Source organism: Mycolicibacillus koreensis, assembly GCF_002104795.1.
Taxonomy (GTDB): domain Bacteria; phylum Actinomycetota; class Actinomycetes; order Mycobacteriales; family Mycobacteriaceae; genus Mycobacterium; species Mycobacterium koreense.
The window spans coordinates 1-22434 of record NZ_NCXO01000009.1 but is presented as its reverse complement, the minus strand read 5'-3'; the positions used below and the strand labels follow the sequence as shown (position 1 = coordinate 22434).

21 protein-coding genes are annotated in these 22434 nt (G+C 69.8%); 18 read left to right on the top strand and 3 right to left on the bottom strand.

The features are described from left to right. Positions 1-5 precede the first annotated feature (5 nt). From B8W67_RS06065 to aroQ, 3 genes are read left to right on the top strand one after another with little or no spacing between them, the layout of a single operon-like run. Entirely contained in the window at positions 6-596 is a 591-nt protein-coding gene (locus B8W67_RS06065; protein ID WP_085302941.1) for a shikimate kinase, read from the top strand. After that, the gene (gene aroB, locus B8W67_RS06060; RefSeq protein WP_085302939.1) at positions 593-1684 is read left to right on the top strand and encodes a 3-dehydroquinate synthase; all 1092 of its coding nucleotides are present in this window, start codon (positions 593-595) and stop codon (positions 1682-1684) included. The genes B8W67_RS06065 and aroB overlap by 4 nt, the downstream gene beginning before the upstream one ends. 20 nt (positions 1685-1704) lie before the next feature. Further along, positions 1705-2124: a type II 3-dehydroquinate dehydratase gene (aroQ, locus tag B8W67_RS06055; protein WP_234806681.1), complete on the top strand. Its 420-nt coding sequence runs from the start codon at positions 1705-1707 to the stop codon at positions 2122-2124. 2 nt (positions 2125-2126) lie between these two features. Here the strand turns inward: aroQ and B8W67_RS06050 are convergent, their stop codons facing one another. Continuing rightward, entirely contained in the window at positions 2127-2960 is an 834-nt protein-coding gene (locus tag B8W67_RS06050; RefSeq protein WP_085302937.1) for a B-4DMT family transporter, read from the bottom strand. Between the two features lie 33 nt (positions 2961-2993). Here B8W67_RS06050 and B8W67_RS06045 point away from each other — a divergent pair, with 33 nt between their 5' ends. From B8W67_RS06045 to B8W67_RS06010, 8 genes are all read left to right on the top strand, one after another. After that, positions 2994-4094 carry a M24 family metallopeptidase gene (locus B8W67_RS06045; protein WP_085302935.1) on the top strand — a complete coding sequence of 367 codons (1101 nt, stop codon included), beginning with the start codon at positions 2994-2996 and terminating at the stop codon, positions 4092-4094. Between the two features lie 6 nt (positions 4095-4100). After that, positions 4101-4664 carry an elongation factor P gene (gene efp, locus B8W67_RS06040; protein ID WP_085302933.1) on the top strand — a complete coding sequence of 188 codons (564 nt, stop codon included), beginning with the start codon at positions 4101-4103 and terminating at the stop codon, positions 4662-4664. 9 nt (positions 4665-4673) lie between these two features. Beyond that, the gene (gene nusB, locus B8W67_RS06035; protein ID WP_069391932.1) at positions 4674-5162 is read left to right on the top strand and encodes a transcription antitermination factor NusB; all 489 of its coding nucleotides are present in this window, start codon (positions 4674-4676) and stop codon (positions 5160-5162) included. 126 nt (positions 5163-5288) lie between these two features. Continuing rightward, a complete protein-coding gene (locus B8W67_RS06030; RefSeq protein ID WP_085303057.1) occupies positions 5289-8027 on the top strand; it encodes an aminotransferase class I/II-fold pyridoxal phosphate-dependent enzyme in 2739 nt (912 codons plus the stop codon). Further along, the gene (locus B8W67_RS06025; protein ID WP_085302931.1) at positions 8024-9040 is read left to right on the top strand and encodes a phosphotransferase family protein; all 1017 of its coding nucleotides are present in this window, start codon (positions 8024-8026) and stop codon (positions 9038-9040) included. Before B8W67_RS06030 ends, B8W67_RS06025 begins: the two co-directional genes overlap by 4 nt. A 26-nt stretch (positions 9041-9066) precedes the next feature. After that, positions 9067-9633 (top strand): TetR/AcrR family transcriptional regulator, encoded by a 567-nt coding sequence (locus B8W67_RS06020; protein WP_069391934.1) that lies wholly within the window; start codon positions 9067-9069, stop codon positions 9631-9633. 51 nt (positions 9634-9684) lie between these two features. Next, a complete protein-coding gene (locus B8W67_RS06015) occupies positions 9685-10851 on the top strand; it encodes an acyl-CoA dehydrogenase family protein (RefSeq protein WP_085302929.1) in 1167 nt (388 codons plus the stop codon). A gap of 16 nt (positions 10852-10867) precedes the next feature. Beyond that, positions 10868-11491 (top strand): FMN-dependent NADH-azoreductase, encoded by a 624-nt coding sequence (locus tag B8W67_RS06010; RefSeq protein ID WP_085302927.1) that lies wholly within the window; start codon positions 10868-10870, stop codon positions 11489-11491. A 19-nt stretch (positions 11492-11510) separates the two neighbouring features. Here the strand turns inward: B8W67_RS06010 and B8W67_RS06005 are convergent, their stop codons facing one another. Together B8W67_RS06005 and B8W67_RS06000 are read right to left on the bottom strand one after the other, a co-directional pair. Next, positions 11511-12719 carry a serine hydrolase domain-containing protein gene (locus B8W67_RS06005; protein WP_085302925.1) on the bottom strand — a complete coding sequence of 403 codons (1209 nt, stop codon included), beginning with the start codon at positions 12717-12719 and terminating at the stop codon, positions 11511-11513. Positions 12720-12723: 4 nt separating this feature from the next. Then, positions 12724-13368, bottom strand: a complete 645-nt coding sequence (locus B8W67_RS06000) for a class I SAM-dependent methyltransferase (RefSeq protein ID WP_085302923.1) — start codon at positions 13366-13368, stop codon at positions 12724-12726. A 208-nt stretch (positions 13369-13576) separates the two neighbouring features. On the opposite strand from B8W67_RS06000, the gene pyrR reads away from it, so the two are divergent. The 7 genes from pyrR (at position 13577) to pyrF (ending at position 22245) form a co-directional block, all read left to right on the top strand. After that, positions 13577-14155 (top strand): bifunctional pyr operon transcriptional regulator/uracil phosphoribosyltransferase PyrR, encoded by a 579-nt coding sequence (pyrR, locus tag B8W67_RS05995; protein ID WP_069391939.1) that lies wholly within the window; start codon positions 13577-13579, stop codon positions 14153-14155. Continuing rightward, positions 14152-15105 carry an aspartate carbamoyltransferase catalytic subunit gene (locus tag B8W67_RS05990; protein WP_085302921.1) on the top strand — a complete coding sequence of 318 codons (954 nt, stop codon included), beginning with the start codon at positions 14152-14154 and terminating at the stop codon, positions 15103-15105. The genes pyrR and B8W67_RS05990 overlap by 4 nt, the downstream gene beginning before the upstream one ends. Continuing rightward, a complete protein-coding gene (locus B8W67_RS05985) occupies positions 15102-16403 on the top strand; it encodes a dihydroorotase (RefSeq protein WP_069391941.1) in 1302 nt (433 codons plus the stop codon). Before B8W67_RS05990 ends, B8W67_RS05985 begins: the two co-directional genes overlap by 4 nt. Continuing rightward, on the top strand, positions 16400-16900 hold the full coding sequence (locus B8W67_RS05980; RefSeq protein WP_085302919.1) for a PH-like domain-containing protein: 501 nt from the start codon (positions 16400-16402) through the stop codon (positions 16898-16900). Before B8W67_RS05985 ends, B8W67_RS05980 begins: the two co-directional genes overlap by 4 nt. Beyond that, entirely contained in the window at positions 16897-18021 is a 1125-nt protein-coding gene (carA, locus tag B8W67_RS05975) for a glutamine-hydrolyzing carbamoyl-phosphate synthase small subunit (protein ID WP_069391943.1), read from the top strand. The genes B8W67_RS05980 and carA overlap by 4 nt, the downstream gene beginning before the upstream one ends. 61 nt (positions 18022-18082) lie before the next feature. Next, positions 18083-21433: a carbamoyl-phosphate synthase large subunit gene (gene carB, locus B8W67_RS05970; protein WP_069391944.1), complete on the top strand. Its 3351-nt coding sequence runs from the start codon at positions 18083-18085 to the stop codon at positions 21431-21433. Between the two features lie 2 nt (positions 21434-21435). Then, on the top strand, positions 21436-22245 hold the full coding sequence (gene pyrF, locus B8W67_RS05965) for an orotidine-5'-phosphate decarboxylase (RefSeq protein ID WP_069391945.1): 810 nt from the start codon (positions 21436-21438) through the stop codon (positions 22243-22245). Positions 22246-22434 lie beyond the last annotated feature (189 nt).

Sequence of the window (22434 nt, the reverse complement as noted above, 5' to 3'; positions counted from 1 at the left end):
CGGTCGTGGCACCGCGGGCCGTGTTGGTGGGGCTGCCCGGGTCGGGCAAGTCCACGATCGGTCGGCGCCTGGCCAAGACACTGGGGGTCGAGATGCTCGACACCGACGCGGCGATCCAACAACGCACCGGCCGGACCATTCCGGAGATCTTCGCCACCGACGGCGAGCAGGGCTTTCGCGCCATCGAGGAAGACGTGGTGCGCGACGCACTCAAGGAGCACACCGGGGTGGTCTCGCTGGGCGGCGGCGCCATCACCAGCCCCGGGGTACGCGCGGCGCTGGCCGGGCACACGGTGGTGTTCCTGGAGATCTCGGTGACCGAAGGGGTGCGGCGCACCGGCGGCACCACCGTGCGCCCACTTTTGGCCGGGCCCAACCGCACCGAGAAGTACCGGGCCCTGATGGCCGAGCGGGCACCGCTGTACCGGGAGGTGGCGACCGTGCGGGTCAACACCAACCGACGCAATCCCGGTGCGGTGGTGCGCGATATCGTGGCCCGTCTCAACCCGCGTCCTCCCGCGCCGCGGCGCGAGGAGAAGCCGACCCCGGCCACCGCCGCGGCGCTGGCCGCCCGACGAACAAAGGTCCGTAAATGAGCGATATCGTCGAACCGGTCACCATCACGGTCGACACCGATCCGCCCTATCCGGTGGTGGTCGGCACCGGGCTGCTCGGTGAGCTGGCCGAGTTGCTGGCCGGTCGGCACCGGGTGGCGATCCTGTACCAGCCGACGCTGGCAGCGACGGCCGAAGCGATCCGCAGTCATCTCGCCGAACAGGGCATCGACGCTCACCGGGTGGAGATCGCCGACGCCGAGGACGGCAAGGAGCTGCCGGTTCTCGGGTTCATCTGGGATGTGTTGGGCCGCATCGGATTAGGTCGCAAAGACGCGTTAGTGAGCCTCGGCGGTGGGGCGGCCACCGATGTGGCCGGATTCGCCGCGGCGACCTGGCTGCGTGGGGTGTCCATCGTGCACGTGCCGACCACGCTTTTGGCGATGGTCGACGCCGCGATCGGCGGCAAGACGGGCATCAACACCGACGCCGGCAAAAACCTCGTCGGGGCGTTCCACCAGCCCGACGCCGTCGTCGTCGATCTCGCAACCCTGGAGACGTTGCCGCAAAGCGAGATCGTGCCCGGGATGGCCGAAGTGGTCAAAGCGGGCTTCATCGCCGATCCGGTCATCCTCGATTTGATCGAAGCGGACCCGACGGCGGCCATCGATCCGCGGGGGCCGGTCCTCGGAGAATTGGTCCGTCGGGCGATCGCGGTCAAAGCCGAGGTGGTCGCCGCCGACGAGAAGGAATCGGAGCTGCGCGAGATCCTCAACTACGGCCACACCCTGGCCCACGCGATCGAAGCGTTGGAGAGCTACAAGTGGCGCCACGGCAACGCCGTGTCGGTGGGGCTGGTCTTCGCCGCGGAGCTGTCCCGCCTCGCCGGGCGTCTCGACGACGCCACTGCCGACCGGCACCGCAGTATCCTTCGGTCGCTGGGCCTGCCGGTGACCTACCGCGCCAACGCGTTACCGGCGCTGCTGGAGTACATGGCCGGGGACAAGAAAAACCGGGCCGGGGTGATGCGGTTCGTCGTGCTCGACGGGCTCGGTAAACCCGGGCGGCTCGAAGGCCCCGATCCGACGCTTCTGGCCGGCGCCTACGCGGAGGTGTCCAACCCATGGTGACGGCGTCGTCTACCGGCACGATCCAGATCCTCAACGGCCCCAACCTGGGCCGGCTGGGCCGGCGCGAACCTGACGTGTACGGAGACACCACCTTTGAGGCGTTGCGCACTCGGATCGAGCGGGAGGCGGAAGCCCTCGGGGTGAGCGCGGTGGTGCGTCAAAGCGACAGCGAGGCCGAGCTGATCGGCTGGGTGCATCAGGCCGCCGACGACGGCGACCCGGTGATCCTCAACGCCGGTGGGCTGACCCACACGTCGGTCGCGTTGCGGGATGCCTGCGCGGAGTTGACGGCACCGCTGATCGAGGTGCACATCTCCAATGTGCATGCGCGCGAAGAGTTCCGGCGACACTCCTACCTCAGTCCCATCGCCACCGGGGTGATCGTCGGGCTGGGCGTGCAGGGATACCTGCTGGCGCTGCGGTATCTGGCCGACCGCTAAGACTAAGACTTCTCCGGGTCGTCGGACTCCGGAGGCTGCACAGTGGGCAACTCGGTGGTGGGCTCCTCGCCCGCCGAGGGCGCGGGGGTGGTGATCTCGGTGGTCGCCTCGGTGTCGTAGCTGACCGGCTCGGTCTGCTCCATCGTGTAGGCGGTCGGCACGGTGACCCCGGTCGTCTCGGCGGACTGGTCCACCTCGGTCGCCGCGGATTTGCGGCGCTGCCACCACCGTTTCTTCGACGGGGCCGGGGCGAAGTCGGGCAACGTGGCCACCGCGGTGGTCTGCTCCTCGCTCGCCGCCTCGCTCACCGCTTCACCGGCGGCCTGCGCGTCCGGGTCGACGGCGGCGAACACGTCGGTGTCGGCGCGCTCACCCTCGGCGGCGAGCCCGTGGTGGACCTCCGGCGGGTACTCGTAGTTCTTGTCGATCTGCCGGCGGCCGAACGCGACCGCCGCCATCGCCGGCACCCAGACCAGCAGTGCGGTGAACGAGGCGATGCCGGTCAACTCGTTGAGCAGCCCGCCGGTGTAGATCGCCGGGTCGAACAGGGCGATCGTCCACGCGGCCGCGCCGCTGAGCACCCCGGCGGTGATGCCGGCCAGAAGCCACGTCATCGCCAGGTCGGCGCGACGGTCCGGGTCGGGATGGGACTTCGCGTTCTCCCGGCCGTCGAAGTATGCCCAGACCACGACCCCGGCGACGAAGATGACCAGCAGCGCGATGTTGATGAGGGTCGCGTGCATCTCGAAGGTGTTGATCAACACCCCCTGGACGAGGCGAAGAACGAGCATCCCGGCCGCCAGGACCAGCCCGCGCAGCACCCAGTTGTTGGTCATGGGACCACAGCCTAACCAGTACCGTCGACAGGCGTGACACATTCCCACCGTCGAGACACCCTCAGCGACCGGATCGCGGCGGCCGACCTGGACGCCCTGCTGGTCACCGATCTGATCAACGTGCGCTACCTCAGCGGGTTCACCGGGTCCAACGCCGCGCTGCTCGTCTTCGCCGACCACCGCCCGGCGGTCCTGGCCACCGACGGGCGCTATCGCACCCAGGCCGGTGCCCAGGCGCCGGACCTGGAGGTGAGCATTGCCCGGGCGGTGGCGCGCCACCTGGGCGCCCGCGCGGTCGGCGACGGGATCCGGCGGCTGGGCTTCGAGAGTCATGTGGTCACCGTCGACGCCCACGACGCCCTGGCCGCCGAGGTCGAACCCGGTGCGACCCTGGTGCGTGCCCCCGGCACCGTGGAGGCGTTGCGCGAGATCAAAGACGCCGGGGAGGTGGCGGCGTTGCGGCGGGCCTGTATGGCCGCCGACGCCGCGCTGCACGACCTGGTCGACGGCGGCAAGCTGCGCGCCGGGCGCACCGAGCGGGCGGTGGCCCGCGACCTGGAGGCGCTGCTGGTCGACCACGGCGCGATCGGGCCGTCGTTCGAGACGATCGTCGCCGCCGGTCCGCACTCGGCGATCCCGCATCACCGCCCGACCGACGCGGTGCTGCGCACCGGCGACTTCGTCAAGATCGACTTCGGCGCCCTGGTCGACGGCTACCACTCGGACATGACCCGGACGTTCGTGCTCGGGGCGGCCGCGGACTGGCAACGCGACCTGTACGCACTGGTCGCCGCCGCCCAACAGGCCGGCCTCGACGCCCTGGCTCCCGGCGCGGCGTTGGCCGACATCGATGCCGCGGCGCGCACGCTCATCGCCGACGCCGGGCACGGCGAACGGTATCCGCACGGTCTGGGCCACGGGGTGGGCCTGCAGATTCACGAAGCGCCCGGAATCAACGCGAGCGCCGCCGGTAGACTGCAGGCTGGCTCCGCGGTGACGGTGGAGCCCGGCGTCTACCTGCCCGACCGCGGCGGTGTCCGTATCGAGGACACCGTGATCGTGGAGCATTCCGGGCAGACCCCGGAAGTGCTGACCCGGTTCCCCAAGGAACTGGCCATTGTTGAGGAGACATAGAAGACCGTGGCATCGACCGCCGATTTCAAGAACGGACTGGTGTTGGTCATCGACGGCCAGCTGTGGCAGATCGTGGAGTTCCAGCACGTCAAACCCGGCAAAGGCCCGGCGTTCGTGCGCACCAAGCTCAAGAACGTGGTGTCGGGCAAGACCGTGGACAAGACCTACAACGCCGGGGTGAAGGTCGAAACCGCCACCGTCGACCGCCGCGACGCCACCTACCTGTACCGCGACGGCGCCGACTTCGTGTTCATGGACAGCGCCGACTTCGAACAGCATCCGCTGCCCGACAGCATGGTCGGTGACTCGGCGAACTACCTGCTCGAAGGACTGCCGGTGCAGATCGCGTTCCACAACGGCGCCCCGCTCTACCTGGAGTTGCCGGTCAGCGTCGAAGTCGTCGTCACCGAGACCGAACCGGGCCTGCAGGGCGACCGGTCCAGCGCGGGCACCAAACCGGCGACGGTCGAGACCGGCGCGCAGATCAACGTTCCGTTGTTTATCAACACCGGCGACAAGCTCAAGGTGGACACCCGCGACGGCAGCTACCTGGGCCGGGTCAACGGGTGAGCCTGCCCGATGCCTGACGGCAAACCGATCAAGGGGCGTCACCAGGCCCGCAAACGCGCCGTGGATCTGCTCTTCGAGGCGGAGGCGCGCGGCTGGACTCCCGCCGCAGCCGCCGATGCGCGCGCCGCGCTGGCCGCCGCCGACCCGGAGATGGCACCCCCGCACCCGTACACGGTGACTGTGGCCCACGGGGTCACCGAGCACCTGGCCCACGTCGATGACTTGATCAGCTCGCACCTTCAGGGCTGGACGTTGGAGCGATTGCCCGCGGTGGACCGGGCCATCCTGCGGGTGGCGGTCTGGGAGCTGCTCTACGCCGATGACGTCCCGGAGCCGGTGGCCGTCGATGAGGCGGTGGAGCTGGCCAAGAAACTCTCCACCGACGACTCGCCGGGATTCGTCAACGGTGTCCTCGGCCAGGTGATGCTGGTGACTCCGCAGATCCGGGCGGCGGCGCGCGCGGTGCGCGGCGCCGGCGGTGAGACCCCCGCGCCCTGAACCACCGGCTTGTGGCGGCCGGCGGGCTCACCCAAGCGGTCAAAGTCGCCCCCTACCCGGCGGTAACGGGCGACAATGTCGGCCGAGGGCGGCGAACGCGTCGACAGCGAAACGGTGGGTGAGCACATGATCGGCGAGGATGGACGGCCCCGGCGGCTGCGGGTGTCGGCTCTGGCGGCGGTCGCCAACCCGTCCTACTCGCGGGTGGACACCTGGAACCTGCTCGACGACGCCTGCCGACAACTCGCCGAGGTGAACCGGGCGCGCCGCGACATCACCCACTACGTCAGCCGGGTCAAACGGCTGCTCGACCGGCTCGGCGCCTACGAGCGGTACTGGCTGTACCCGGGAGCGGTCAATCTGGCGACGTTCCGACGCTATCTGGCCGAGAACAAAACGATCCGGCTGGCCGACGAGGTGTCGTTGGCGGTGCGGCTGCTGTCCGAATACGGTGACCGCGCAGCCCGTTTCGACACCTCCGAGCCACTGGCCGACCAGGAGTTGATCGCCCAGGTCAAACAGCAGCAGTTCTACACCGTGCTGCTCGGTGACGACTATCCGCCCGACGCCCCGGAGAGTGTGGCCGCCCGATTGCGGGCCCTGCACGATCCCGCCGACGACATTCATTTCGAGCTGCTGGTCATGACCAGCATCGAGGACGTGATCACCGCGGTCGCCCTCAACGGCGAGATCCAGGCGGCGATCATCCGCCACGATCTGCCGCTGCGCTCCCGGGACCGGCTGCCGCTGATGACGGCGTTGCTCGGCGCCAACGACGACGCGGTGGCCGCCGACTGCACCTACGACGCCATCGAATGTGGGGAGTGGATCCGCGAACTGCGTCCCCACATCGACCGGTACCTGCTCACCGACGAGTCGATCGCTGCGGACACCGCCGTCGAACCCGACGTCTACGACCGCAGCTTCTACCGACTCAACGACGTCACCGATCTGCACTCCACGGTGCTCGCCGGAATCCGCAAACGGTATGCCACACCGTTCTTCGACGCGCTGCGCAGCTACGCCGAAGAACCCGTCGGCCAGTTCCACGCGCTGCCGGTCGCGCGCGGTGCCTCGATCTTCAACTCCCGCTCGCTGCAGGACATGGGGGAGTTCTACGGCCGCAACATCTTCATGGCCGAGACCTCCACCACCTCCGGCGGCCTGGATTCGCTGCTGGACCCGCAGGGCAACATCCGTGCGGCGATGGACAAGGCGGCGTTGACGTGGAACGCCAATCAGACCTATTTCGTCACCAACGGCACCTCGACGGCCAACAAGATCGTCGTGCAGGCACTGACCCGCCCCGGCGACATCGTGCTCATCGACCGCAACTGCCACAAATCCCACCACTACGGTCTGGTGCTCGCCGGGGCGTATCCGCTGTACCTGGATGCCTATCCGCTGGCGGAGTTCGCGATCTACGGCGGGGTGGCGCTGTCGACGATCAAAGAGACCCTGCTGCGGCTGCAGGAGGCCGGACAGCTCGACCGGGTGCGGATGCTGCTGCTGACCAACTGCACCTTCGACGGTGTCGTCTACCACCCGCAGCGGGTGATGGAAGAAGTGCTCGCCATCAAACCCGACATCTGTTTCCTCTGGGACGAGGCGTGGTACGCGTTCGCCACAGCGGTGCCATGGGCACGGCAACGCACCGCGATGATCTCCGCGGAACGTCTCGAGACCCAACTGGCGTCACCGGCCTACGCCCGCGAATACCAGAAATGGCGCGAGACGATGACCGGATTCGAACCGGGGGAGGACCGCGCACACTGGGTGCAGCAGCGGTTGCTGCCCGATCCGCAGCGCGCGCGGGTGCGGGTCTACGCCACCCACTCCACCCACAAGTCGCTCTCGGCGTTGCGCCAGGCGTCGATGATCCACATCCGCGACCAGGATTTCGGGGCGCACAGCCGGGACGCGTTCACCGAGGCGTTCTTGACCCACACCTCCACCTCGCCGAATCAGCAGTTGTTGGCGTCACTGGATTTGGCTCGCCGCCAAGTCGACCTCGAGGGTTTCCAACTGGTCCGCGGCGTCTACGACATGGCGCTGGTGTTCCGCTATCGCATTCGCCGGGATCCGTTGATCAGCAAATGGTTCCGGATCCTCGACGAGTTCGACCTGGTCCCCGAGCAGTACCGCGCTTCGGCGGTGAAGTCCTACCGGCAGGTGCGCCAGGGCGCGCTGGCGGAGTGGAATGAGGCGTGGCGCTCCGACGACTTCGTGCTCGACCCCACCCGGGCGACGCTGTACGTCGGCGACACCGGGATGACCGGCTATGACTTCCGCGAGAAGATCCTCATGGAGCGCTTCGGAATCCAGATCAACAAGACGTCGATCAACAGCGTGCTGCTGATCTTCACCATCGGCGCCACCTGGTCGAGCGTGCACTATCTGCTCGACGCGTTGCGCCGGGTCGCCGCCGACTTCGAGCGCGCCGCTGAACAGGCCGGCGTCGAGGACGCCGCACTGCACGAGCGTCGCGTCGCCGCGATCACCTCCGATCTGCCGCCGTTGCCGAACTTCAGCGCCTTCGACACGGCGTTTCGCCCCGATCCGGCAAGTGGGTTCGGCGACATGCGCTCGGCGTTCTACGCCGGCTACGACGACGCCGACCGTGAGCACATCCCGCTGGAGAAGGCCCGCGCCGTCATCGAGGCCGGGCGCACCCTGGTTTCAACGACATTCGTGGTGCCCTACCCGCCCGGTTTCCCGGTGCTGGTGCCCGGCCAGACCGTCGCCGCGGAGATCCTGGACTTCCTGCTCGAACTCGACGTCAAGGAAATCCACGGGTATCACGGCGAGTTGGGCCTGTCGGTGTTCACCGAGGACGCCCTGGAACGGATGGCGCAGTCGCGGTGAATGCTGCGCAGGACCCCGCGGGCATCGACGTGGCCGCGGTGACCGCCTGGTTCGCCGCGCAGATCCCGCAGGCGAGCCCGCCGCTGGACTTCGAGTTGGTTCTCGGCGGGCGCTCGAACCTCACCTACATCGTCACCGACACCACCGGACGCCGATGGGTGTTGCGCCGCCCACCGACCGGGGCGGTGCTGCCGTCGGCGCACAACGTGCTGCGTGAGCAGTCGGTGCTCGCGGCCCTTGCGGGCACCGCGGTCCCGGTGCCACCGGTGGCCGGCTTCTGTGCGGACCCGGCAATCACCGGCGCCGACTTCTACGTGATGGACTTCGTCGACGGGGTCATCCTGAACACCGACGAGGACGCCGCCGTACTCGCCCCGGGCCGCCGCGAGGCGGCATGTCTGGCGATCGTGGACACCCTCGTCGACATCCACCGGATCGACTGCGGCACCGGGCCGTTGGCCGCGCTACGCCGCCCCGGCAGCTACATCGAGCGCCAGCTTCGCCGTTGGACCCGCCAGCTCGACGCGGTGGCCAGCCCCAACGACGGGCTGCGCGACGTCGCCGGACTGCTCGCCGAGGCCGTTCCGCCGCAACGCAGCACCGGGCTGGTGCACGGCGACTACCGGCCCGGCAACCTCATTGTCGGTGCTGACGGGACTGTCCGGGCGGTGCTCGACTGGGAGCTCTGCGCGGTCGGTGACGCGCTCACCGATCTCGGCTGGCTGGTGGCCTGGTGGAGTGCCGCACCGGAGGTGGGATGGGCGCCGGACCCAGCGGCGGGGTTCCTCACCGCCGAGAGGCTCGTCGCGCGCTACGAAGAGCGCACCGGCCGCACGGTCGGCGACCTCGACTACTACCACGGGTTCGCCCTGTGGCGACTGGGTTGCATCGCCGACGGTGTCTACCAGCGTTACCGCGACGGCGCGATGGGGGTGACCGGAGTGCACCTGCAGGAGATGGCCGAACGTCCCGGCCAGTTGGCGCAGATGTCGCGCGAGTTGCTCACCGGCTGACGGTGGGCTGGATAGGGTGACCGGTTGTGAGCACAGCGCGATCCTCGGCGACCACTCGGCTGTCGGTCAGCGACTGGGTGCAGGCCGGTCTGCGGCTTCTCGCCGAAGACGGCGTCAAGGCGTTGACCATTCAACGGTTGTGTGACCGGCTGCAGGTCACCAAGGGCAGCTTCTACTGGCATTTCACCGATATGAAGGCCTATCGCAGCGCATTGGTGCAGACGTACGCGGCGGTGCGCGATGAGGAGCGCGGTGACCTGGAGAACCTCACCGATTTACCGCCCCGGCAACGGCTCTTGCAGATGATGACGTCGTTGGTGGGTCCGCGGCATTGGATGTTGGAGCGTGCGATGCGGGAGTGGGCCCGCAACGACGCCACCGTCGCCGAGGCGGTCCGCGCCTCCGACGCCCGGATCGTGGCCGCGGTACGTCGAGCCTTCCTCGACGACGGGTTCAGCGACGAGCAGGCCGACATGCGCGCGAACGCCACCTTCGCCGCGGGAATCGGGTTTTTGCACCTGTCGGGTTCGCGGCCCAGCGCGCAGGCCGCCGGCCGTCGCGACCAGTTCATCGACCTGATGTTGCAGCGCTGAGCGGCGCCAGACCTCTTGACCATACCAAAAAGTATGGTAATTTCAGGTGTCATGACGACCCTCTCCGCTCCCGCCGCCGGCGTCGCCGACGAGTTCATCGCCGCCCTCGCCGAGCGTGCCGGCGACGCCGAGACCGCCCGGCGCCTGCCGCCGGAGACCATCGCCGACTACCGGAAATCGGGGCTGGACAGGCTGCTGATGCCGGCCCGCTACGGCGGGGCGCAGGCGGAGTTCCCGGAGATCCTCGACCCGATCCGGCGGATGGCCCACGGCTGCGCGTCGAGCGCCTGGACGCTGGGCTTCTACACCCTGCACAACTGGATGCTGGCGCTGTTCGACGAGCAGACCCAAAGCGAGGTCTTCGCCGACGGTCCGGTGCTCTGCCCGGCGCCGTTGGCGCCGACCGGACGTGCGGTGCCTGACGGGGACGGATTCCGGCTCACCGGCCGCTGGTCGTGGGCGACCGGGGTGATGGACGCGCAGTGGATCCTCGTCGGCGCGATCTGCGGCGCCGAGGACGCGCCGTTTCCCGCGCTGGTGCTCGTGCCGGCATCCGCCATCACCGTCGAGGATGTCTGGCACACCGCCGGGATGCGCGCCACCGGGTCCAACGACGTCGTCATCACCGACACCTGGGTGCCGGCACACCACCTCGTCAACGTCGTCGACATCTACGGCGGCACCACACCCGGGGCGGCTCTGCACGACGCGCCCACCTACCGGTGGCCGATGGTTCCGGCGCTGGCGTTGGTTGCGGCGATGCCGGCGCTGGGCGCCGCCGAACGGGTCACCGAACTGTTCGCCGAACGCCTGAGCAAGCGGGTGCTGGCTTATTCCGGTGCGGCGCAGAAAGATCAGCCCGCCGCCCAGATCCGCCTTGGCTCGGCGCGGGTGCGACTGCGCGCACTGCACGGGCTGCTCGCCGACACCGTCGCCCAGATCCAGACCGCGGTCAGCGCCGGGGAGCGCGTGACACGGGCACAACGAGCCGACGCACGAGCGGCCGCGGCGCACATCGTGCACGAATCCCGGGCGATCATCGCCGATCTGCTGGAGGCGGCGGGGGCCAGCGTGCACTTCCTCGACAATCCGCTGCAGCGGGCCAAACGCGACGTCGACATCATCTGCGGGCACGTGGTGTTCGACTACGACGTCAGCCGGGAGTTGGCCGGCGCGCTGGAGGTGGGTGTCAAGATCTCACCGATATCGATGATCTGAGGAGGACCTCCGCGTCGTGCGAACACTCTGGGTCGAAGGCAGCCCGAAACAGGAGCAGTCACTGTCCTCGGCGATGGCCGAGACCTTTCTCGCGGCCGCGACACCGGATGCGGTCGGGAACGTGGAACGGTTCTCGGTGTGGTCGGAGGACCTGTTGCGCTTCGGGCGGGAGGCTGCCCTGGCCAAATTCGCACCTCTCTACGGCGAGCAGCGCACCGACGCGCAGGAGGCCGCCTGGACGCAGGTGCTCGACGAGATCGAGCGGGTGCGCGGCTTCGACCGGGTGGTGGTCTCCTCCCCGATGTGGAATTGGCATGTGCCCCACGCGCTGAAGGCATGGATCGACATCGTCGTGCAGCCGGGGGCGAGCTTCACGCTCAACGAGCGCGGTGAGCATGTCGGCACGCTGGGCACCGGCAAGCCGGCGCAGTTGATCCTGACCCGCTCGAGCGCCTACGACGGTCGTCATCCCGAACTGCAGGATTTCCAGCGCCCCTACCTGGAATATATTTTCGGCTTCCTGGGCTACGACGTCACAACCCTGGCGGTGGAACCGACCACCCGGTGGTCGCCCGAGGAACGCGAGGCGATGCGCGCCGAATCGCTGGAGGCCGCGCGCGTCGCGGGCGCCTCATGGTGACCGGCGAACCGGTCGGTGATCACAAAAGATCCAACGCCCGGTAGGTGCGGTGAACGAATTTCGGTTGAGCGGTCTGCAGCGCCGCGATCGAGGTGTTGCCCGCCACCGCGGCGGCCGCTGTCGCCGACAGGGTCGGCTGGTTCTGAACCAGATACAGCACGATCAGATCAGCCGACGGATCGGCCTGCCACCAGGTTCCGTAGGCGCCGGGCCAACTGAACGTTCCTATACCCCCGGGGCCGTACAACGGCCGTGACCGCGCCGGGTCGGTGACCACCGACAGATTCAACCCGAATCCGCGACCCTCCCAGAACGGGGCGCCGAGGAACGGGTGGCGCTTCTGTTCGGGGGTGAGCCGGTCGGTGCGCATGGCGGTCACCGCCTGCTCGGAAAGCACCCGGCGGCCGTCGATCACCCCGTCGGCCAGCAGCATCCGGGCGAACCGCAGATAGTCCTCGGCAGTCGACCACAGTCCTCCGCCGGCATTGACAAACGTCGGTGCGGTGATCGGTGGGGGCCCCATCACGTCGTCGCGCAGCCGCTGCTCGGCGTCGAGGCCGTACATGGTGGCCGCGCGTGCCCGCCGGGCCGGATCCAGGTGGAAACCGGTGTCGGACATGCCGACCGGATCCAGAATCTGCTCGGCGAGGACATCGGCGACAGGTTTGCCTTCGACGCGGGCCAACAGCACCCCGAGCACGTCGATGCCGTGGCCGTAGGTCATGCGCTCACCAGGCTGGTGCACCAGCGGCAACTCGGCCAGCGCCGCTATCCAGGCGTCCGGGCCCTGACCGAACGGCAACCGCCGATACGCCGCGGCGATCGGGCCGGTCACGGTGAACCCGTAGGCCAACCCGGCCCGATGGGTCATCAGGTCTTCGACGGTCAGCGGGCGGTGCGCCGGAAGGACCTGCTCCAACGGACCGGTCGGGTCGGCCAGCACCGACATCCGGGTGAACTCCGGGATCCAGCGGGTGATCGGATCGTCGAGCGCAAGCCGGTCCGCGTCGACCAACCGCATCGCGGCGGCCACCGTGACCGGCTTGGTCATCGACGCGATCCGGAAGACCGTGTCGAGGGTCATCGGCAACCCGGCGGCGACGTCGCGATGGCCGATCTCGTTGACCTGCAGCACGCTGCCGTGCTGCCACACCACAGTCACCGCCCCGGAGAGCAGGCCGGCATCACAGGCCGCGACGATCGGGGCGCGGTTGGAATCGAGGTTCATCGGCTCACTCCTGCCGACGCGCGTGCACGTAGAAGAAATGCATGTCCCCGCCCCACCCGTCGCGGCGCACCGTCGCCGGGGTCACCGACTCGATCTGCCAGCCCGCCGCGGGCAACGCCTCACGCAGGTATGCCTCGGCGACGTTGGGCACCGGGCGCGTCGGGTCGGTGGGGTTGGCGTCGGAGAAACACGACAGCAACAACCGGGCACCACCGCGGGTGGCGCGGTGGGCGGCCACCAGGTAGGCCCGGCGATCGGCGTCGCCCAGGCAGTGGAACATGCCCGAGTCGACCACGGTGTCGAACGCCGCGGTGTACCCGTCGAGGGCGGTCGCGTCGGCCACCGCGAAGGCGACGTCGACACCGGCGTCGGAGGCCCGGTCGGTCGCGATGCGCACGGCGGTGGGGGAGATGTCTACCCCGGTCACCGCGAAGCCCTGCTGTGCCAGGTAGACGGCGTTGTCCCCGAGCCCGCACCCGACATCGAGCACCGCGCCCTCGACCAGTCCCTGCGCGCACCACCCGATCACGTTCTCCTTGGGCGCCTTGGTGTCCCACGGAACCGTGGCCGCCGCCGGCACGCCGTCGGCCGGGGCCTCACCGCGGTAGAACGCATCGAAATCCAACCGGGGGTGCTGTTGCTCGGTCATCGCTGCCAGCGTAGTCGCCGGGGGTCGAACCGGCGCTCACCGCTCGGCGAACCCGCCGGCATCGTCGGCCCGGGTCACCGCGAGGACCGCCGAGCGCGCCACACCGCGCCGCGCCGGTCGCGGTCGGACGGGGATGCTAGGCTTCGCGGCGATACGACATCCTTTAACGGTCCGTCCCGTGAGGCGGAGAAGGAGGTCAGGACTCCGCATGGGCACTGCCGACGACCGGGAGCTGCGGGAACTGATGACGGCGGCCGACGTGGGCCGCACCGTCTCGCGTATCGCCCATCAGATCATCGAGAAGACCGCGCTGGACGATCCCAGCGAGACCCGGCCCCCGGTGGTGCTGCTGGGCATCCCGACCCGCGGGGTCACCCTCGCCGCGCGGCTGGCCGCCCGCATCGCCGACTTCTGCGGCGTGCAGGTGGCGCACGGCTCCCTGGACATCACGCTCTACCGCGACGATCTGATGATCAAACCGCCGCGGGCACTGGCGGCCACCTCGATTCCGGCCGGCGGCATCGACGACGCGCTGGTGATCCTCGTCGACGACGTGCTCTACGCCGGCCGGTCGGTGCGCGCCGCCCTCGACGCGCTCCGCGACCAGGGCCGCCCCGCCGCGGTGCAGCTGGCGGTGCTCGTCGACCGCGGCCACCGGGAACTGCCGGTGCGCGCCGACTACGTCGGCAAGAACATCCCCACCGCCCGCAGCGAGAGCGTGCACGTGCTGCTGGCCGAACTCGACGGCCGTGACGCGGTGATGATCTCGCGGGAGGTGCCGGCATGAGCCCCCGCCACCTGCTGGCCACCGAGGACCTCAGCGCCGAGGAGGCCACCGCGATCCTCGACGACGCCGACCGGTTCGCCGAGGCGCTGCTCGGCCGTGACGTCAAGAAACTGCCCACCCTGCGCGGGCGCACCATCATCACGATGTTCTACGAGAACTCCACCCGCACCCGGGTCTCCTTCGAGGTGGCCGGCAAGTGGATGAGCGCCGACGTGATCAACGTCTCGGCGACCGGTTCCTCGGTGGGCAAAGGCGAATCGCTGCGCGACACCGCGTTCACGCTGCGCGCCGCCGGTGCTGATGCGCTGATCATCCGCCACCCCGCCTCAGGGGCGGCGCAACTGCTGGCGGAATGGACCGCCGACACCGACGGCGGGGGACCGGCGGTGATCAATGCCGGCGACGGCACCCACGAACACCCCACCCAGGCGCTGCTGGACGCACTGACCCTGCGCCAGCGTCTCGGCGGGATCGCCGGGCGCCGCATCGTCATCGTCGGCGACATCCTGCATTCCCGGGTGGCCCGCTCCAACGTGATGCTGCTGGCCACCCTCGGTGCGGAGGTGGTGCTGGTCGCCCCGCCCACCCTGCTGCCGGTCGGGGTCGCGCAGTGGCCGGTGACCATCAGCTACGACCTCGACGCGGAGCTGCCCGCCGCCGACGCGGTGCTGATGCTGCGGGTGCAGGCCGAACGGATGACCGGCGGGTTCTTCCCGTCGCCGCGGGAGTACTCGGTGCGCTACGGGCTCTCCGAGCGGCGCGCCGGACTTCTTGCCGAGCACGCAGTGGTGCTGCATCCGGGCCCGATGCTGCGCGGCATGGAGATCACTTCCTCGGTGGCCGACTCCGCACGCTCGGCGGTGTTGCAGCAGGTCGCCAACGGTGTGCAGGTCCGCATGGCGGTGCTGTTCCACCTGCTGGTCGGATCGGGAACGGCGGTGACGGAATGACAGTGCTGATTCGTGGGGTGCGCCGTTACGGCGCCGGTGACGTGGTCGACGTCTACGTCGCCGACGGCCAGATCGCCGAGATCGGCCCCGACCTCTCCGCCCGCGCCGACGACGCGCACACCGAGGTGCTCGACGCGCCCGGCCAGGTGCTGCTGCCCGGTCTGGTCGACCTGCACACCCACCTGCGCGAACCCGGCCGCGAATACGCCGAGGACATCGAAACCGGTTCGGCGGCAGCGGCTCTGGGTGGCTACACCGCTGTGTTCGCCATGGCCAACACCACCCCGGTGGCGGACTCGCCGGTGGTCACCGACCACGTCTGGGCGCGCGGCCAGCAGGTGGGGCTGGTCGACGTGCATCCGGTCGGGGCGGTCACCGTCGGTCTCGGCGGCACCGAACTCACCGAGATGGGCATGATGGCCGCCGGTGCGGCCGGGGTGCGGATGTTCTCCGACGACGGGCTGTGCGTCGCCGACCCGCTGGTGATGCGCCGCGCCCTGGAATACGCCTCCGGCCTGGGAGTGCTCATCGCCCAACACGCCGAAGAGCCACGGCTGACCGTCGGGGCGGTCGCCCACGAGGGGCCGCGGGCTGCGCGCCTGGGCTTGACCGGCTGGCCGCGGGCCGCCGAGGAGGCCATCGTCGCCCGTGACGCGCTGCTGGCCCGCGACGCCGGAGCCCGCGTCCACATCTGCCACGCCTCCACAGCCGGCACCGTCGAGATCGTGAAATGGGCCAAAGCGCAAGGCATCGCGATCACCGCCGAGGTCACCCCCCACCACCTGCTGCTCGACGACTCCCGGTTGACCGGCTACGACGGGCGCAACCGGGTCAACCCGCCGCTGCGTGAATCCTCCGACACCGCCGCGTTGCGCCAGGCCCTCGCCGACGGCGTGATCGACTGTGTCGCCACCGATCACGCGCCGCACGCCGATCACGAGAAATGCTGCGAGTTCGCCGCCGCACGCCCGGGCATGTTGGGGCTGCAGACCGCGCTGTCGGTGGTCGCCGAGACCATGGTCGTCCCCGGCCTGCTCGATTGGCGCGGGGTGGCGGCGGTGATGAGCGAAAACCCGGCCCGCATCGCACGCCTGCCCGACCAGGGTCGGCCGCTGGAGGTGGGTGAGCCGGCCAACCTCACCATCGTCGACCCGGAGGCGCACTGGACGGTCACCGGTGCCCAGTTGGCCAGCCGGTCAGCCAACACCCCCTACGAGCAGTTGCGGCTGCCGGCGACGGTCACCGCAACCCTGCTGCGCGGCACGATCACCGCCCGCAACGGGAAGAGTCCGGTGTGAACACCCCCACGCTGGTCGGCTCGCTGATCTTCGCCCTCGTGCTGCTGATCGTGGTCAGCTGGCTCATCCAGTCGATGATGCGCGGCTGGCGCAACCGGGCGGCGAGGCAGGCCGAACTGGTCGGCGCCCTGCCGCCGGTGCCCGACACCGTCGGAGCGGTGAGCGCGCCGTCGCTGCGCGGCGTGTACGTCGGCTGCACACTGAGCCCGCGATGGCACGACCGTGTCGTCGTCGGGGACCTCGGTTACCGCACTCGCGCGGTCATCACCGGCTACCCGGAGGGAATCATGGTGCAGCGCAGCGGTGCGCGACCGATCTGGATCCCGCGGGAACAGCTGATCGCCATCCGAACCGAACGCGGCATGGTCGGCAAGGCGATGAGTCACGACGGCATCCTCGCGATCCGATGGCGGCTGCCGACGGGCACCGAGATCGACACCGGATTCCGCGCCGACAACCGCGACAGCTATCCCCAGTGGATCGAGGAGGCCCAATGAACGCTGTGACCGCGCAACTGGTGCTCGAGGACGGCCGGGTGTTCACCGGCACGTCCTACGGCGCGGTCGGCCAGACGCTGGGGGAGGCGGTGTTCAACACCGGCATGTCCGGCTACCAGGAGACGCTGACCGACCCCAGCTACCACCGCCAGATCGTGGTGGCGACCGCCCCGCAGATCGGCAACACCGGCTGGAACGACGAGGACGACGAGAGCCGCGACCACCGCATCTGGGTGGCCGGCTACGCGGTGCGCGACCCCTCGCCGCGGGTGTCGAACTGGCGGGCCACCACCACACTCGACGACGAGTTGCGCCGCCAGGACATCGTCGGCATCGCCGGCATCGACACCCGCGCGGTGGTGCGGCATCTGCGCAGCGCGGGATCGATGAAGGCCGGCGTGTTCTCCGGTCCGGCGCTGGCCGCCCCCGAGGAGCTGCTGGCCCGGGTGCGCAGCCAGCCCGCGATGCTCGGCGCGGACCTGACCGCGGAGGTCAGCACCGCGGAGCCCTACACCCTGGAGCCGTCGGGGCCGGCCCGGTTCACCGTGGCCGGGCTGGACCTGGGCGTCAAAACCAGCACCCAGGGCAACTTCGCGCGCCGCGGCATCCGGTCGGTGGTTCTGCCCGCCTCCACCAGCTTCGCCGAACTCGCCGAGTACCGGCCCGACGGGGTGTTCTTGTCCAACGGCCCCGGCGACCCGGCGGTCGCCGACCACCTGGTGGCGACCACCCGCGAGGTCCTCGCCGCGGGGATCCCGCTGTTCGGGATCTGTTTCGGCAACCAGATTCTGGGCCGCGCGCTGGGGTTGTCGACCTACAAGATGGTCTTCGGCCACCACGGCATCAACATCCCGGTCATCGACCACGCCACCGGGCGGGTGGCGGTGACCGCCCACAACCACGGCTTCGCGCTGGAAGGGGAGGCCGGCCAGCGCTTCGACACCGACTTCGGTCCGGCGGTGGTCAGTCACACCTGCGCCAACGACGGCGTCGTCGAGGGCGTCAGACTCCTTGACGGCAAGGCCTTCTCGGTGCAGTACCACCCGGAGGCCGGGGCCGGCCCGCACGACGCGGAGTTTCTGTTCGACCAGTTCGTCGAGTTGATGGCGGCTCAGCGGTGAGCGTCACGATCACCGGACAACCAGGTTTTGCGCGCGCCTGCGCGGGAAGGGAAGGGCGCTGATGCCGCGTCGCACCGACATCAACCACGTGCTGGTGATCGGGTCCGGCCCGATCGTGATCGGGCAGGCCTGCGAATTCGACTACTCGGGCACCCAGGCCTGCCGGGTGCTGCGCGCCGAGGGCCTGCAGGTCAGCCTCGTCAACTCCAATCCGGCGACGATCATGACCGACCCGGAGTACGCCGACCACACCTATGTCGAGCCGATCACTCCGGAGTTCGTCGAGCGGGTCATCGCTCAGCAGGCCGAGCGCGGCAACCGGATCGATGCGCTGCTGGCCACCCTCGGCGGGCAGACCGCGTTGAACACCGCGGTGGCCCTGCACAACAACGGCGTGCTGGCCCGCTACGACGTGGAGTTGATCGGCGCGGACTTCGAGGCCATTCAGCGGGGGGAGGACCGTCAGCGGTTCAAAGACATCGTCGCCACCGTCGGCGGCGAGTCGGCCCGCTCGGCGGTCTGCTACACGATGGAGCAGGTCGACGAGGCGATCGCCGAACTCGGTCTGCCGGTGGTGGTGCGGCCCTCGTTCACCATGGGCGGGCTCGGCTCGGGGCTGGCGCACACCCGCGAGGAGTTGGCCCGGATGGCCGGCGCGGGCCTGGCAGCCTCTCCCAGCGCGAACGTGCTCATCGAGGAATCCATCTACGGCTGGAAGGAATTCGAACTCGAGTTGATGCGCGACGGCAACGACAACGTCGTCGTGGTCTGCTCGATCGAGAACGTCGACCCGATGGGTGTGCACACCGGCGATTCGGTGACGGTCGCCCCGGCGATGACCCTGACCGACCGCGAATACCAGGCGATGCGCAACCTCGGAATCGCGATCCTGCGCGAGGTCGGGGTCGCCACCGGCGGATGCAACATCCAGTTCGCGATCGACCCGGCCGACGGGCGGATGATCGTCATCGAGATGAACCCGCGGGTGTCGCGCTCCAGTGCGCTGGCGTCGAAGGCCACCGGTTTCCCGATCGCCAAGATCGCCGCGAAACTCGCCATCGGCTACACCCTCGACGAGATCGTCAACGACATCACCAAAGAGACCCCGGCCTGCTTCGAACCGACCCTGGACTACGTGGTGGTCAAGGCGCCCCGATTCGCGTTCGAGAAGTTCCCCGGCGCTGACCCGACGTTGACCACCACGATGAAATCAGTCGGTGAGGCGATGTCGTTGGGCCGCAACTTCATCGAGGCGCTCGGAAAGGTGATGCGGTCGTTGGAGACCACCCGCGCCGGGTTCTGGACGACGCCGGACCCCGAGGGCGACCTCGACGCGGTCCTCGAACGGCTCGCAGTACCCACCGAGGGCCGCCTGTATGACCTGGAGCTGGCGCTGCGGCTCGGTGCCGACGTCGACTCTGTCGCCGCAGTCTCCGGCGTCGACCCGTGGTTCGTCGCCCAGATCGCCGAACTGGTGGGGCTGCGCGCCGAACTGCTCGACACCCCGGTGCTCGACGAGCCGCTGCTGCGGCGGGCCAAATACTTCGGTCTGTCCGACCGCCAGATCGCCGCGCTGCGCCCCGAGCTGGCCGGCGAGGACGGGGTGCGCACACTGCGCGAGCGCCTCGGGGTGCATCCGGTGTTCAAAACCGTCGACACCTGCGCGGCGGAGTTCGAGGCGAAAACGCCGTACCACTACAGCACCTTCGAGCTGGACCCGGCCGCGGAGACCGAGGTGGCGCCGCAGACCGACAAACCCAAGGTGCTGATCTTGGGGTCGGGGCCCAACCGGATCGGTCAGGGCATCGAATTCGACTACAGCTGCGTGCACGCGGCGACCACGCTGAGCGCCGCCGGGTTCGAGACCGTGATGGTCAACTGCAACCCCGAGACGGTCTCCACCGACTACGACACCGCTGACCGGCTCTACTTCGAGCCGCTCACCTTCGAAGACGTGCTGGAGGTCTACTACGCCGAGCAGCTCTCCGGGCGGGGCGGTCCGGGGGTGGCCGGGGTGATCGTGCAACTCGGCGGGCAGACCCCGCTGGGGTTGGCGCAGCGCCTCGAAGACGCCGGGGTCCCCATCGTCGGGACCCCGCCGGCGGCGATCGACCTTGCCGAGGACCGCGGCGCATTCGGCGAGGTGCTGGCCACCGCCGGCCTGCCGGCCCCGCGGTTCGGCACTGCCACAACCTTCGAGCAGGCCCGCCGCATCGCCGCCGACATCGGCTATCCGGTGCTGGTGCGCCCGTCCTATGTCCTCGGCGGACGCGGCATGGAGATCGTCTACGACGAGGAGACGCTGCGCGGCTACATCACCCGTGCCGCGCTGCTGTCCCCGGAGCACCCGGTGCTGGTCGACCGGTTCCTCGAGGACGCCATCGAGATCGACGTGGATGCGCTCTGCGACGGCACCGAGGTCTACCTCGGTGGGGTGATGGAACACATCGAGGAGGCCGGGGTGCACTCCGGGGACTCCGCGTGCGCGCTGCCGCCGGTCACCCTCGGGCGCACCGACGTGGAGAAGGTGCGCCGGGCCACCGAGGCGATCGCCCGCGGCATCGGCGTGGTCGGGCTGCTCAACGTCCAGTACGCCCTCAAAGACGACGTGCTCTACGTGCTGGAGGCCAACCCGCGCGCCAGTCGCACCGTGCCGTTCGTGTCCAAGGCCACCGCCGTCGCGCTGGCCAAGGCGTGCGCCCGGGTCATGCTCGGTGCCAGCATCGCCGAGTTACGGCGGGACGGACTGCTCGCCGCGCACGGCGACGGCGCCACCATCGCCGCGGGCGCCCCGATCGCGGTGAAGGAGGCGGTGCTGCCGTTCAACCGGTTCCGCGCCCCCGACGGGTCGGGGGTCGACTCGCTGCTCGGCCCGGAGATGAAGTCCACCGGCGAGGTGATGGGCATCGACCGCGACTTCGGCAGTGCGTTCGCCAAGAGCCAGACCGGTGCCTACGGGTCGCTGCCGGCGGGCGGAACGATCTTCGTCTCGGTGGCTAACCGGGACAAACGTTCGCTGGTGTTCCCGGTCAAACGCCTCGCCGACCTCGGATTCCGGGTGCTGGCCACCGAGGGCACCGCCGAGATGCTGCGCCGCAACGGCATCCCGTGCGACGAGGTGCGCAAACACTTCGAGCAGCCGCGTCCGGGCCGGGAGATGAGTGCGGTCGACGCGATCCGCGCCGGTGAGGTCGACATGGTGCTCAACACCCCCTACGGTAACTCCGGGCCCCGGCGCGACGGCTACGAGATCCGGTCGGCGGCGGTGAGCATGAATATCCCGTGCGTGACCACCGTGCAGGGCGCTTCGGCCGCGGTCCAGGGCATCGAGGCCGGCATCCGCGGCGACATCGGGGTGCAATCGTTGCAGGAGCTGCACCAGCGGCTCAGCGCCGGCGGCGGGGCGGGCTAGCGGTGCCCGGTTTCGCCGCGCGGCTGGCGGCGGCGACCGCGGCGCGCGGGCCGCTGTGCGTGGGTATCGATCCGCACCCGGAGCTGCTCGCCGCCTGGGACCTGCCGGTCAGCGCCGACGGGCTGGCCCGGTTCTGCGAACGCTGCGTGGCTGCGTTCGGCGGCTTCGCGGTGGTCAAACCGCAGGTGGCGTTCTTCGAGGCCTACGGCGCCGCCGGCTTCGCGGTGCTCGAGCGCACGATCGCCGCGCTGCGCGAGGCGGGGGTCTTGGTGCTCGCCGACGCCAAACGCGGCGACATCGGCTCGACGATGGCCGCCTACGGCGCCGCGTGGGCGGGCGACGGCCCGCTGGCCGCCGACGCGGTCACCGCCTCGCCGTATCTGGGGTTCGGGTCGCTGGCGCCGCTGCTCGAGGTGGCCGCCGCCCGCCAGCGGGGCGTGTTCGTGCTCGCCGCCACCTCCAACCCGGAGGGCCGCACCCTGCAGCAGGGCACGGTCGGTACTGCCACGGTCGCTCAGCACATCGTCGATGAAGCCGCCGCCGCCAACCGCGCGGCAGCGGGCGGATATGTCGGGGTGGTCGTCGGGGCGACGGTGGCCGAGCCGCCGGATCTGCGCTCACTCGGTGGGCCGGTGCTGGTGCCCGGGGTCGGGGCGCAGGGCGGGCGCATCGAGGATGTGGTCGGCCTCGGCGGGGCGAGTCAGCTGCTTCCCGCCGTCTCCCGCGAGGTGCTGCGGGCCGGACCCGGCACCGCGGCCCTGCGGGCCGCCGGTGAGCGGCTGCGCGACACCGCCGCCGCCCATTTGGGCTGACCTCGCCCGGCTCCGCTGACCTCGCCCGGCTGCGCTGACCTCGCCCGGCTGCGCTGACCTCGCCCGGCTCCTCACACACCAGCGTGAAGCTAGGTTCACGTTCGATGGCCAGCGTGAAGCTAGGTTCACGTTCGGCGGGTGGAGGCGTTCGGCCGGCGGGCGTTCGGCCGGCGGGGCGTTCGGCGGGGT